We start from the raw sequence: 12,940 nt of genomic DNA, 5'->3' as shown, positions 1-12,940 counted from the left end.
CGGTCGTGGTCGGTGGATGCCGGTCGTGGTCGGCGGTCACGCGGCCGGCCGGTTCATTCGTCTCCGGCGGTGCCCGTCTGCCGTGGGGCATTGTCAGGCGCGGACGACGCCGGTGCGGAGGGAGCGGGCGCGGGCCGAGGTGGTGCGGGTGGCGCGCCGGGGCCGGGGGCGCCCGCGCGCAGGCCGTCCATGACCAGGTCGAGGAGACGCTCGGCGCGCGGCTGCCAGTCCCCGTGCGGGTCGATCTGCCACAGCCCCGCGATGGCGAGGATGAAGTCGTCGGGAGTCACCCCCGGGCGGATGGTGCCGGCCTCCTCGTTGGCCTTCAGCAGGAGCGTGACCGCGTGGGCCACGGGCCCGTGCCCCAGGCGCGTCAGGGTGCCGCGCGCCACGCTGGTGGCCGTCCGCAGCGCGTCGGCCAGGCCCGCCTTGGCCATCGCGTACTGGGCGAGGCGGTCCATCCACTCCCGCAGCGCCTGGTCCGGCGGGTGGGTTTCGAGCAGCTTGGCCGCCGCGTCGGCGACCTGCTGCACCTCGTAGCGGTAGACCTCCAGGACGAGGGCCTCGCGGTTGGGGAAGTTGCGGTAGAAGGTCCCCTGCCCGACGCCCGCCTTCTTCGCGATCGCGCTCAGGGGGGCGTCCGCCGAGCGGGTCAGCTCGGCCAGGGCCACTTCGAGGATGCGCTCGCGATTGCGCTGCGCGTCCGAGCGCAGCGGCGTGCTCGAACGGGTCGGCGTGTCCTTCTCGGGGCGCACTCGTCCTCCTTCCGGGATGTCGGCCTTCCGGGATGTCGGCCGGACTCCGTCCGGGCCCCGTGCCGGGGATCTCCCGGAACCTCGGCCGGACTCCCTCCGGAGTCATGGTGTGGCCGACCGTGGTCGTCGACCGGTCGACCTTGCTAACCGGACAGCTGTCCGTTAGCTTTTACGGGTAGCGGACAGCTGTCCGCTTGGAGCTCACTCTAGTGGCTGACCCGCTCCGTGTGGATGGCCGGAACCGATCGCCGAGAGGCATTCTGGCGCACCCGGCGGGATGACGAGCCGCCACGGACCGCCCCCGTTCGACTTCGACGCGCACGACACACGCGAAAGAAGGCTGATCATGGCCCCATCGACGTCCAGCGCCATCACCCTGAACATCAACAACAAGAAGTACACGCTGCCCGTCGACCACCGCACCACCCTGCTCGACGCACTGCGCGAACAGCTGGACCTCACCGGTACCAAGAAGGGCTGTGACCAGGGGCAGTGCGGTGCCTGCACGGTGCTCGTCGACGGTCGCAGGGCCGTCTCCTGCCTGCAACTGGCGGTCGCCGCCGAGGGCCGCGAGATCACCACCATCGAGGGCGTGGCCGACGGTGAGCGGCTGCATCCGGTCCAGCAGGCGTTCCTCGACCTCGACGGTTACCAGTGCGGCTACTGCACCCCCGGCCAGATCTGCTCGGCGATCGCGGTGATCGAGGAGCACGCGGCGGGCTGGCCGAGCGCGGTGACCGACGACGTCCGCTCCGAAGCGGGCCCGCCACCGCTCACCGCCGAGGAGATCCGGGAGCGGATGAGCGGAAACCTGTGCCGCTGTGGCGCCTACGTGTCGATCGTCCAGGCGGTCGCACGGGCTGCCGGGGCGCAGGTCCCCGCGGAGCCGGACTCCGGACCGCCGCGCTCCGGGGCGCAGGGGTCCGGGACCGGTTCCGACACCGAGGAGGTCGCGGCATGAAGGAGTTCGGATACGACCGGGCCCACGACGTCCAGGGCGCCGTGGCGTTGCTCGGCGGCGACCCCGAGGCCCGCTTCCTGGGCGGCGGCACCAACCTCGTCGACCTGATGAAGGCCGGGGTGGAAAGGCCCACCCGGCTCGTCGACGTACGCGAACTGCCCCTCGGCCGGATCGAGTTCTCGCCCGAGGACGGGCTGCGCATCGGCGCCACCGTCACCAACAGCGAACTCGCCGCCCACCCCGAAGTGCGCCGGCACTACCCGGCGTTGGCGCAGGCGGTGCTCGCCGGAGCCTCCGGGCAACTGCGCAACATGGCCACGGTCGGCGGGAACCTGCTCCAGCGCACCCGCTGCGGCTACTTCACCGACCTGACCAAGCCGTGCAACAAGCGGACTCCCGGCAGCGGTTGTCCCGCCATCGAGGGCGAACACCACAACCACGCCGTTCTCGGAGCCTCCGAGCACTGCGTGGCCACGCACCCCTCGGACATGGCCGTGGCCCTCACCGCCCTCGACGCCGTCGTCGCGTACGAATCGGCGGACGGGCCGGGGGAGCTGCCCCTCTCCGATCTCTATCTGCCCGTCGGTGACACCCCGCATCTGGAGACGGCCCTGCCGGCCGGCGCGCTGATCACCGCCGTCACCCTGCCCGCCGCCCCCGTCGCCGCCACCTCGCGGTACCGGAAGGTGCGCGAGCGCGCCTCGTACGCGTTCGCGATCGGCTCGGTCGCCGCGGCCCTCGACGTCCAGGGGGACGTCGTCCGGGATGTGCGGCTCGCCTTCGGCGCGGTGGCGTCCCGGCCCTGGCGGGCCACGACGGCCGAACGGCTGCTGACCGGGGGCCCGGTGAGCGCGGAGGCGTTCGCCGCCGCCGCGGACGCCGAACTGGCGGCCGCCCGCCCCCTGCCCCACAACGGCTACAAGGTGACCCTGATGCGCAATCTCGTCGTGGCCGTGCTGACCGAACTCGCCGAGGAGGCCGCCCGATGACCACGACCACCCCGACCGCCGCGGCGAGCCGGGCCGTCGGCACCGCGCACACCCGAGTGGAGGGCCTCGCCAAGGTCACGGGCGCCGCACGCTACGCCGGAGAGGTCCCGCACCCCGAACTGGCACACGGCTGGCTCGTGTTGGCGACCGTGGCACGCGGGCGAGTGCGCTCGGTCGAGGAGGCGCCCGTCCTCGACATGCCCGGAGTCCTCGCCGTGCTGCACCACGGCAACGCCCCGCGGCTCGAAGCCGGCTACATGGGCGTGTTCGGACCGCCCGACCCGGTGCTCCAGCTCTTCCAGCACGACCGCGTGCCGTACGTCGGCTGGCCGGTCGCCCTGGTCGTCGCCGAGACGCCCGAGCAGGCCCGGGAGGCGGCGGAGACCCTCACGGTGCGGTACGACGCCGAACCTCACGACGTGGCCTTCTTCGCCGGACACTCCGGCATGTACACCCCCGAGGGCGCGGAGGAGAGCAGAGGCGACCTGGAGTCCGAACTCGCCTCCTCCGCCGTCGTGGTGGACGCGGAGTACACCACTCCTGAGGAGCACCACAGCTCCATGGAGCCGCACGCGGCGATCGCCCGATGGGACGGCGGCCGCCTGGAGGTCGTCGACTCCAACCAGGGCAGCAGGTTCGTGGCGGACGAGCTCGCGAAGCTGTTCTCGCTCGACGCGGAATCGGTGCGGGTGCGCTCCGAGCACGTCGGCGGCGGCTTCGGCTCCAAGGGAACCCGCCCGCACCAGGTCTCGGCGGCGATGGCCGCGACGGTCCTGCACCGTCCCGTCCGCGTCGTGCTGACCCGACGTCAGATGTTCGCGCTCGTCGGCTACCGCAGCCCCACGGTGCAGCGGGTCAGGCTCGGCGCCGACCACGACGGCCGGTTGCGCGCCGTCGACCACGTGTCGGAGTGCCTGACCTCGACCGTCCATGAATTCGTGGAACGGGCCGCGGACTTCGGACATCCGCTGTACGACGCGAACGCGCACCACACGGCCAGCCGGGTCGTACGGCTCGATGTGCCCACACCGACCTGGATGCGGGCCCCGGGCGAGGCCCCCGGCTCGTTCGCGCTGGAGTCGGCGCTCGACGAGCTCGCCGAGAAGTGCGGCATCGACCCGATCGAGCTGCGGGTGCGCAACGAGCCGTCCGTGGGGCCCCTGACCGGGCTGCCGTTCAGCAGCCGCAACCTCCTCGCCTGCTTCGAGGAGGGCGCCCGCCGGTTCGGCTGGGCGGACCGCGACCCGCGTCCCGGCGTCCGCCGCGAGGGACGCTGGCTGCTCGGCACCGGCACGGCCGCCTCCGCCTTCCCCACGCTCTCCGCGCCCTCCACGGCCGCCGTGACGGCGGAGGCCGACGGCACGTTCACCGTGCGGATCACCGCCGCCGACATCGGCACCGGCTCACGGACGGCGCTGACGCAGATCGCGGCCGACGCGCTGGGGACGACACCCGGGCGCATCCGGATGCGGATCGCGGACAGCGACTTCGGCGCCGCGATCATGGCCGGCGGCTCGATGGGAACGCGCTCCTGGGCCTGGGCGATCACCGTCGCGGCGCGCGCCCTGCGGGAACGGCTCGTCCCGGGCGTGGCCCTTCCGCCGGAGGGGATCACCGAGCGGTCCGACACCTCCGCCGCGGTCGGCGCGCTCACGGAGAAGGAACGGCACGCCTTCGGGGCGCAGTTCGCCGAGGTCGCCGTGGACGTCGGCACGGGCGAGGTACGGGTGCGCCGCATGCTGGGGATCTTCGCGGCGGGCCGGATCGTCAATCCGCTGACCGCGCGCGGGCAGTTCGTCGGCGGCATGACCTGGGGCCTGTCCATGGCCCTCCACGAGGAGGCGACCCGGGACCAGGCCTCCGGCGGTCACGTCGGCGCCGACCTGGCCGGCTACCACTTCGCCGCGCACGCCGACGTGCCGGCCATCGAGGCGGACTGGGTGGACGATCCGGACCCGGACGACCCGGTCGGGATCAAGGGCATCGGCGAGATCGGCGTCGTGGGAGCTGCGGCGGCCGTCGCCAACGCGGTCTGGCACGCGACCGGCGTGCGCCACCGGAACCTGCCGATCCGGCCGGACCGCGTCCTGAACGCCGTCGGGGGAGCGGACGGTGCTTGACCTCGCCGAGGAGTTGCACCGGTGGGTCGAGGAGGGCCGGGACTTCGCCGTCGCCACCGTCGTGGCGGTCGGCGGCAGCGCACCGCGCGGTCCTGGCGCCGCCCTCGCCGTGGACAGCGACGGCACCGCCATCGGATCCGTCTCCGGCGGCTGTGTCGAGGGGGCCGTGTACGACCTGTGCGTCGAGGCCCTCCAGGACGGGCGGGTGGCCCTCGAACGCTTCGGCTACAGCGACGAGGACGCCTTCGCGGTGGGCCTGACCTGCGGCGGGGTGCTCGACGTCCTCGTCATGCCGGTACGCGCGGACACTCCGGCCCTCGCGGCCTGGCTGGCCGCCGCCGCGCGGGGCGAGGCGGCGGCGCTCGCCCGGGTGGCCAGGGGGCCGGCCGACCTCCTGGGTGGTGCGCTGCTCGTGCACGCCGACGGGTCGTACGAGGGAACGCTGACGGACGGCTCGCAACGGTCCGGTTCCGCCGCGGCGGCCGGGCCGTCGGGCTCCGCGCCGGGGACCGGGCCGGAGTGGGACGCGGTGGGGACCGGGGTGTCGCGCTCCGCGCCGGCGGCCGAGCCGAAGCCGGACGTGACGGGGTCCGGGCCGCATCGGGACGCGACGGAGGTCGAGCCGAATCGGGACGGGGTGCAGGTCGGGCCGGAGCGGGACGGGGTGCAGGTCGGGCCGGAGCGGGACGGGGTGCAGGTCGGGCCGGAGCGGGACGGGGTGCAGGTCGGGCCGGAGCGGGACACGGTGCAGGTCGAGCCGAATCGGGACGCGGTGCAGGTCGGGCCGGAGCGGGACGCGGTGCAGGTCGGGCCGCAGTGGGACGGGGGCGGCGGGGCCTCGTGGTCACGGGAAGGGGGCGTCGGTGCCGCGCTGGAAGCGACCGCGGCAGCCGAGGCCCGGGCCATGCTCGACGCGGGACGCACCGGCACCGTCGAGATCTCCGAGGACGGGGCGAACTGCCCGGGCGGGGTGACGCTGTTCGTGGAGTCGAGCGTGCCCCCGCCGCGGATGATCGTCTTCGGCGCCGTGGACTTCGCGGCGGCACTGGTCCGGGCGGGCAAGTTCCTCGGTCACCACGTGACCGTGTGCGACGCCCGCCCCGTCTTCGCTACCCGGAACCGCTTCCCCGAGGCCGACGAGGTCGTGGTCGACTGGCCGCACCGCTACCTGCGGAACACCGCGACCGACCACCGCACGGTCCTGTGCGTCCTCACCCACGACGCCAAGTTCGACATCCCCCTGCTGGAGACGGCACTGCGCCTGCCCGTCGCGTACGTCGGCGCCATGGGGTCACGTCGCACCCACGAGGACCGCGAGCGCCGCCTGCGCGAGGTGGGCCTCACCGACCCGGAACTCGCGCGGCTGCGCTCGCCCATCGGTCTCGACCTCGGCGCCCGCACCCCTGAGGAGACGGCCCTGTCCATCGCGGCCGAGATCGTCGCGTCGCGGCGTGGCGGATCGGGCGTCCCGCTCACCGGCAACGGGCTGCCGATCCACCACGACCGGGTGACCGCATCGGTGGTCCGGGCGTCCTGACCGGCCGGCGGCGGGACGAGAGCGGGCCGGATCGCCTGGCCCGTTGGCCCGTTGGCCCGTCGCCTCGTCGGTCCGTTGGCCCGTCGCCCCGTCGCCCCGTCGGTCCGTTGGCGCGTTGGCCCGTCAGCCGGTGGGCCGGTCGGCCCGTCAGTGCGTCGGCCCCGTCGGTCGTCAGCCGGACGTGCGTGGCGCGAGCCAGTCGTACGCGCCGCGCGCGGTGAACTCGGACTGACCGCCGCGCAGCAGCAGTCCGGCCGTCGCGAAGGCCGGGTCGTCGGCCTGCGCGGCGACGTAGGGGACCGCGATGCACCGCATCCCGGCGGCGTGCGCGGCGGCGACGCCCGGCGCGGCGTCCTCCAGCACCACGCAGTCGGCCGGTGCGGCGCCCAGGCGGCGAGCCGCCTCCAGGAAGACGTCGGGGGCGGGCTTGCCGTGCGCGACCTCGTCGGCCGAGACCACGGTCGGCATGTACGGGGCAAGGCCCGTGCCCGCCAGGATCGCCTCGATGGCCTCCGGCGAGGAGCCGGAGGCCACCGCCATCGGGACGTCCTCGGCGGCCAGCAGCTCCACGAACTTCCGCATCTCCGGGTACACCTGCGTCGAGGCGCGGGCCAGCTCCAGATAGCGGCGGTTCTTGTCGGCGAGCAGCGTGTCGAGCGGGGCTGTCAGGCCGTAGCGCTCCTTCCAGAGGGCGAGCGTCTCCTGGGTGCTGATGCCGACGTACTGCTCGTGGTCGGCCCAGGTGAAGTCCGTGACGCCCTGCTCGGCGAGGGTCCGGCGGCCCGCCTCGAAGTAGTTCGGCTCGCTGTCCACGAGCGTTCCGTCGAGATCGAAGATGACCGCCGTGGTGCCGAAGGTGCTCATGCGGAAAAGGATGCCAAGTGCACGGCGGGCGGATCCGCTCGGGTCCACCGGGGCCCGGCCGGCGGTTGAGCTCGGCCCCGGCCCACGGCCGGCCGGTGGTCGGCTCCGGGTCGTCCGGTGGTCAGCTCCTCGCGCTGCGCCCGATCGACTCCACGAGGGGCAGCAACCGGTGCGGGACGCGTTCGCGCAGCGCCACCTCGGTGCGGGTGCGGACGACGCCCGGCAGGCTGATCAGGGCCTGGATCACGTCCTCCAGATGTGCGTTGTCCCGGGCCACCACGCGGGTGAGCAGATCGCCGCCGCCGGTGATCGAGAACGCCTCGACGATCTCCGGCACGGCGGCCAGGGCGTCGCCGACCTCGTCGAGGTGGCCCTGCGTGACCTCGATGTGCACGAAGGCCAGGACCGGGTGTCCGAGGGCGGCGGGGGAGAGCGACGGGGCCGCTCCGGTGATCACGCCGTCTCGCTCCAGCCGGTCGAGGCGCGCCTGGAGCGTGCCGCGGGCGATGCCGAGGATGCGCGCGTACTCGCGCACGCTGGTGCGCGGTTGTTCGAGCAGCAGCCGCAGGATGCGGGTGTCTAGTTCGTCCACGGCCATGGTCCGTTGGTCTTCCTGTTGTCCTACGTGATCTCCTTCGACTGTACCAATGGCCCTCCCTGGGTTCCGCCTGTTGAGCCAGTTCCCGGCTGTTGCTTACCTTGTCTGTATTCATGGCGCTGCGCAGCGCCGGACGGCAAGGACGCCGGCCCGGACCCGCGGCGCCATTCCCATGTCCTGAGGGCCGAGGCCCGAACGGACCCGTGCGCGGAAGGTGTCGATGCGAAGTGGGGGCGGGCCGCCGACGGTGAAGAAGATGTTCATGGCTCCGGACCCGGGGCTGTTCCGGCTGCGGGTCTCCCTGCGGGCCGTCCTCGGTATCGGTCTCGCGGTGACCGTGTGCGAACGGGCCGGGCTCTCCCTGCCCGCGTCCATCACGGGCGGTCTCGCCGCGCTCCTCGCGCTGTTCACGGTGGGCGACCCGACCGTGCGCGGCCAGGCCGTCACCACCGCCCTGCTGCCGCTGGCCGGCTTCCCGGTCCTCGCGCTGGCGACCGCCCTGCACGGGACGCCCGCGGTGCGCGACGCGACCTGGCTCGCCGTGATCTTCGCCGGCGTGTACGCCCGCCGCTGGGGTCCGCGCGGCCACGCGCTCGGCATCTTCGCGTTCATGATGTTCTTCACCACGCAGTTCCTGCACGCCGTTCCCGGCCAGCTTCCCCAGCTGTTCGGCGCCGTCGCACTCGCGCTCACCGCGTCGTCCACCGTGCGTTTCGGCGCCTGGTGCGTCGAGCGGCGCACCCCGCTGCCCGCCGCGCCCACGCCGCTGGACGGGCGCGGACTCGCACGCCCCGCCACGCGCCAGGCCTTCCAGGCGACCGCCGCCTGCGCGTTCGCGCTCACCGCGGGCCAGCTGATCTCCCACGACCGTTGGTACTGGGCCGTGGGCACCGCCTGGTGGATCTTCGTCAACACCGCCTCGCGCGGTGAGACGCTCGTCCGCGGTTTCCGGCGCGTCGTCGGCACGGTCACCGGCATCGCCGCCGGTCTGCTGATCGCCGTACCGCTGCACGGCGCCCCGGTGCCCACCGCGGCGCTCGTCGCCGTCTGCGTCTTCGGGATCTTCTACACGGCGGCACCCTCGTACAGCTGGATGATGTTCTTCGTCACCGTGATGGCCGGTCTGCTGTACGGGCTCCTCGGGGTGCTGCACCCCGGACTGCTCGGTCTCCGGCTGGCCGAGACCGGAGCGGGCGCCCTGGGTGCCGCGCTCGCCGTCGCGCTGGTCCTGCCCATCACGACGCACGCCGTCACCGACCGGTGGGTCGAGCGGGCCCTGCACGCCGTGCACGGCTGTACCGCCGCGGCGGCCGACCGGCTGGCGGGCGACGATCAGGCCGACCCGGCGCCGCGCGCGGGGGAGCTCGAAGCACTCCTGGGGCGCGTACGCCTGTCGCTCGCGCCCCTGGTGCATCCGCTCAATCCGATGCGTGCGCGCAAGGAGCGGGCCCGTCAGATCCTCGCCCTGCTCGACGACTGCGCCCGCGAGGTGCGGGGGCTCGCGGCCGTGGCCGCCGACCCGGACGCCTCGCACGACGCACGTCTCACGGCCGCGTGCGGGCGGGTCGAGACCGCGATGGAGACCCTGGTCGGCGCCGTGCCGGGGCGTCCCGCGACGGCCCGTCCGGCGGCTCCGGGGCACCACCCCGGAGCCGAGCAGGCCCTCGCCCATCTCCACGGTCTCGAGCGCGCGCTCCTGGCGCTCGCGGCGCCGCTGCGCGGTTCCCGGCTCATGGGTGCCTGAGCCCTTCCGGCGTTCGGGCCGGGCGGCGGACGGTCCGGTGGCTCGGGTCGCCGTCGCCCGGTGGACGGCGCATCCCGGAACGAGGCACTTTTACCGGCCATGCAGAGGGTGGATCACCCCGTGGGCCGGGTAACCCCGCGGCTATCAGACGCACGGAACCCGCGGACCGTGTGCGGGAGGGCTCCGCGGGCGGAGCCCCTGGGGGGTGGCACCAATGCGGGACGTCCCTTGCAGAAGCGCGCACGAAGGCCGCTGCGCCGACGATCCGGACGCGGGGCATGCGGCCCCGGTCGCCGACGGTCCGGGCGGCTGGCTGGACCGGCTGGACCGCCTGGGCGCCGGTCACCGGCACGACGGCACGGACGCGGCCGGATGGCCGGAACCTGACCTGGGCGGCCGTCGGCCGGAGGGCACCGACCCCCGGGTACCGCAGCTGCCCGCCGTCCGTCGGTCCGACGACGGCGCCGCCCTCGCCCCGGAGGCGCGGGGCGGGGCCGGGACACGCGCCCGTCGGGACGCAAGCGGTCCCGTACCGGGGCTCAGAGGGCGGCTGACGCCCGCAGGCCCACCGGGCGGCGCCTCGTCCCACCCCGCGAGGACACCGGGTCCGAACGGGTCGGCCCGGCAGCCGGAACCGGGACCACGCGCCCTGCCGGCGCGAACCATGCCGATGCAGACCACCACGACCTCGCAGACCGAGCCCGCCACGCGTGACAGGGCCCGTCCGGCGGGCCCCGACGCGCACGGCGGGAGCGCCCCGTCCGCTCACGCCGCCCACGACGCGACCGCACCGCCCGGCTGCCCCGCCGCCCCGCCGCGGAATCCGACCGGCCTCCTGCCGTCCCCGTACGGCCCCGTATCGTCCGCGTCCGGCCCCCTGCCGTCGAACTCCGCCCCCGCACCGTCCGCGTACGGATCGGTCCCGGCGCCCGGCCCGCACGCGCTGTTCCAGGCCGCCGTCGAGTTCCTCACCCTCCATCACGTCGAGCGACGCCTCGGTGATCCGGCCCGGAGGATCGCCGCCGTACGGGCCGAGATGGCGGACACGGGGACGTACCGGCACACCACGGAGGAACTCGTCTTCGGCGCGCGCGTGGCCTGGCGCAACGCCAACCGATGCATAGGGCGCCTCTACTGGCACTCCCTCCACGTGCGGGACCGCAGGGACGTGCAGGGCGCGCAGGACGTCGCCGACGGGGCGGCGGACCATCTGCGGGAGGCCACCCGCGACGGCCGCATCCGGGCGCTGATCACGGTGTTCGCGCCCGACGCTCCGGGGCGGCCCGGCCCGAGGATCTGGAACGAGCAGCTCGTCCGGTACGCGGGCTACACGCGCCTGGACGGCGGCGTGACCGGCGACCCGCGCAACGCCGGACTCACCGCGCTCGCCCGGCGGCTCGGCTGGCCAGGCGGCCCCGGCACCGCCTTCGACGTACTGCCGCTGGTGATCGAGGGGACCGACGACAAACCCCGCTGGTTCGCCCTGCCGGACGACGCGGTGCTCGAAGTGGAGCTCGCCCACCCCGAGCACGACTGGTGGCGCACGCTCGGACTGCGCTGGCACGCGGTGCCCGCGCTCGCCAACATGTGCCTGGAGATAGGCGGCATCTGCTACCCGGCCGCGCCCTTCAACGGCTGGTACATGGGCACCGAGATCGGTGCCCGCAACCTCGCCGACACCGACCGCTACGACCTGCTGCCCCGCATCGCGGACCGCCTCGGCCTGGACACCCGCACCGACCGCTCCCTGTGGAAGGACCGCGCGCTCGTCGAACTGAACCGGTCCGTGCTGCACTCCTTCGACCTGGCGGGCGTCACGGTCACCGATCACCACACCGAGTCCCGGCGCTTCCTCACCCACCTGGAGCAGGAGGAGCGCAGGGGGCGGCGGGTGGGCGCGGACTGGTCGTGGATCGTGCCGCCGATCTCCGGGAGCGCCACCCCGGTCTTCCACCGCACCTACGAGACCGTCGAACGCCGCCCCGCCTACGTGCACCATCCCGAGGCCTTGGAACGGGCCGAGGGCGCGCCCCTGGTCTAGACCGCAGCGCCGCTGCTGCTACCGTCGCCCCGGACTACGCGGGACCGAGAGGGGACGGCAGTGGCAGACGGCGACAGGCGGCGACGGCGGGCGTTCATCGGCTCGTTCACGGCGGCGGGAGGGCTCGGTGTCCTCACGACTGCCGTGGACCCGGACAGCGGCGCCCTGACGGTCCTGAGCGCGGTCGACGGCGTCCCCGATCCCTCCTACCTCGCGCTGTCGCCCGCGGGCGACATGCTGTACGCGGTGAGCGAGACGGCCGAAGGCGGCGTGGCCGCCTACCGGGTCCACGAGGACAAGCCGGAGCTGACGGGGCCGCCCGTGCCGGTCGGCGGCAGCGGCCCCACGCACCTCAGCGTGTTCTCCGGACACGTCCTGACCGCCAACTACGGCTCCGGCAGCGTCACGGCCGTGCCGGTCGACCCCGTCGGCGGGCTGGCGGCCGGTGCCTCAGGCGTGCTCCAGCACACCGGCTCCGGCCCGCACACCCCGCGTCAGCAGGGCCCGCACGCCCATCAGGTGCAGCCCGACCCGAGCGGCCGGTGGGTGGTGAGTGTCGACCTCGGCACGGACTCCGTACGCGTGTGCGCCCTGGACGGCGGAACGCTCACGCTCCACCGCGAGATCGCCCTCCGGCCCGGCTCGGGCCCCCGCCACCTGGCCTTCCACCCGCGAGGCGAACACGCGTACGTCCTCAACGAACTCGCGCCCACCGTCACCGTCTGCCGCTGGGACGCCGCCGGCGGCGGGCTGCGGCCGGTCGGCGAGACTCCGGTGCTGTCGGGCGTCCCGAGCGGTGACGCGTACCCCTCGGGGATCGTCGTGTCGCCCGACGGCCGGTTCGTGTGGACCGCGACGCGGGGTCAGGACGTCGTCTCCGTGCTCGCCCCGGACGCGGTCGGCGAGGGGCTGCGGCTGGTGGCGACGGTGCCCTGCGGCGGCGTGTGGCCGCGAGCGCTGGCCCTCGACCCCACCGGCCGGTTCCTGTACTGCGCGAACGAGCGCTCCGGTGACGTGACCTGGTTCGTGGTCGACCCGGACACCGGCGTGCCGCGACGGGGCGGCTCGGTCGCGGCACCGGCCGCGTCCTGCGTCGTCTTCGACTGACCTGCGCCCCGCGGCCCGGCCACGGGCCTGGAATCCGTCCGGGGCCTCCCGCCCATGACGCCAGGGCGTCCCGCCCATGACGCCAGGGCGTCTCGCCCACGAGGTCCTGGGACTCCGGTCCATGACGTCCGAGGGCTCCCGTCCACGACCTGACCGGCCGCGTGTCATGTGAACGGCCGCCCATGCGAAGGGGCCCGCTCCAGGGACGGAGCGGGCCCCTTCGG

At 74.3% G+C, this 12,940-nt stretch carries 9 protein-coding genes and 2 pseudogenes; 8 read left to right on the top strand and 3 right to left on the bottom strand.

The features are described 5' to 3' along the window. Positions 1-53 precede the first annotated feature (53 nt). Positions 54-755 carry a TetR/AcrR family transcriptional regulator gene (locus tag BKI49_RS03340; protein ID WP_257004597.1) on the bottom strand — a complete coding sequence of 234 codons (702 nt, stop codon included), beginning with the start codon at positions 753-755 and terminating at the stop codon, positions 54-56. 346 nt (positions 756-1,101) lie between these two features. Here BKI49_RS03340 and BKI49_RS03335 point away from each other — a divergent pair, with 346 nt between their 5' ends. The 5 genes and pseudogenes from BKI49_RS03335 to BKI49_RS36275 form a co-directional block, all read left to right on the top strand. Next, positions 1,102-1,716, top strand: coding sequence for a (2Fe-2S)-binding protein (locus BKI49_RS03335; RefSeq protein ID WP_095932743.1), 615 nt, complete (start codon positions 1,102-1,104; stop codon positions 1,714-1,716). Then, positions 1,713-2,705: an FAD binding domain-containing protein gene (locus tag BKI49_RS03330; RefSeq protein WP_095932665.1), complete on the top strand. Its 993-nt coding sequence runs from the start codon at positions 1,713-1,715 to the stop codon at positions 2,703-2,705. Before BKI49_RS03335 ends, BKI49_RS03330 begins: the two co-directional genes overlap by 4 nt. Continuing rightward, positions 2,702-4,825 carry a xanthine dehydrogenase family protein molybdopterin-binding subunit gene (locus BKI49_RS03325; protein ID WP_095932664.1) on the top strand — a complete coding sequence of 708 codons (2,124 nt, stop codon included), beginning with the start codon at positions 2,702-2,704 and terminating at the stop codon, positions 4,823-4,825. Before BKI49_RS03330 ends, BKI49_RS03325 begins: the two co-directional genes overlap by 4 nt. After that, positions 4,818-5,270: pseudogene (locus tag BKI49_RS36280) on the top strand (XdhC family protein); the annotation flags it as partial. The gene BKI49_RS03325 and the pseudogene BKI49_RS36280, both read left to right, overlap by 8 nt. Before the next feature lie 390 nt (positions 5,271-5,660). After that, positions 5,661-6,362, top strand: a pseudogene (locus BKI49_RS36275) (XdhC family protein); the annotation flags it as partial. A gap of 171 nt (positions 6,363-6,533) precedes the next feature. Here the strand turns inward: BKI49_RS36275 and BKI49_RS03315 are convergent. Both BKI49_RS03315 and BKI49_RS03310 read right to left on the bottom strand, forming a co-directional pair. Continuing rightward, positions 6,534-7,226: an HAD family hydrolase gene (locus BKI49_RS03315; protein ID WP_095932662.1), complete on the bottom strand. Its 693-nt coding sequence runs from the start codon at positions 7,224-7,226 to the stop codon at positions 6,534-6,536. Positions 7,227-7,347: 121 nt separating this feature from the next. After that, a complete protein-coding gene (locus BKI49_RS03310; protein WP_095932661.1) occupies positions 7,348-7,824 on the bottom strand; it encodes an Lrp/AsnC family transcriptional regulator in 477 nt (158 codons plus the stop codon). Positions 7,825-8,080: 256 nt separating this feature from the next. Here BKI49_RS03310 and BKI49_RS03305 point away from each other — a divergent pair, with 256 nt between their 5' ends. From BKI49_RS03305 to BKI49_RS03295, 3 genes are all read left to right on the top strand, one after another. Next, on the top strand, positions 8,081-9,568 hold the full coding sequence (locus tag BKI49_RS03305) for an FUSC family protein (RefSeq protein WP_095932742.1): 1,488 nt from the start codon (positions 8,081-8,083) through the stop codon (positions 9,566-9,568). A gap of 670 nt (positions 9,569-10,238) precedes the next feature. Beyond that, entirely contained in the window at positions 10,239-11,609 is a 1,371-nt protein-coding gene (locus tag BKI49_RS03300) for a nitric oxide synthase oxygenase (RefSeq protein WP_095932741.1), read from the top strand. Positions 11,610-11,669: 60 nt separating this feature from the next. Next, positions 11,670-12,716 carry a lactonase family protein gene (locus tag BKI49_RS03295; protein ID WP_095932660.1) on the top strand — a complete coding sequence of 349 codons (1,047 nt, stop codon included), beginning with the start codon at positions 11,670-11,672 and terminating at the stop codon, positions 12,714-12,716. Positions 12,717-12,940 lie beyond the last annotated feature (224 nt).

Source organism: Streptomyces sp. Tue6028 (assembly GCF_002300165.1).
Taxonomy (GTDB): domain Bacteria; phylum Actinomycetota; class Actinomycetes; order Streptomycetales; family Streptomycetaceae; genus Streptomyces; species Streptomyces siamensis.
Note: the sequence above shows the minus strand (reverse complement) of the source record. Positions and strands in the feature narration are given on the sequence as shown.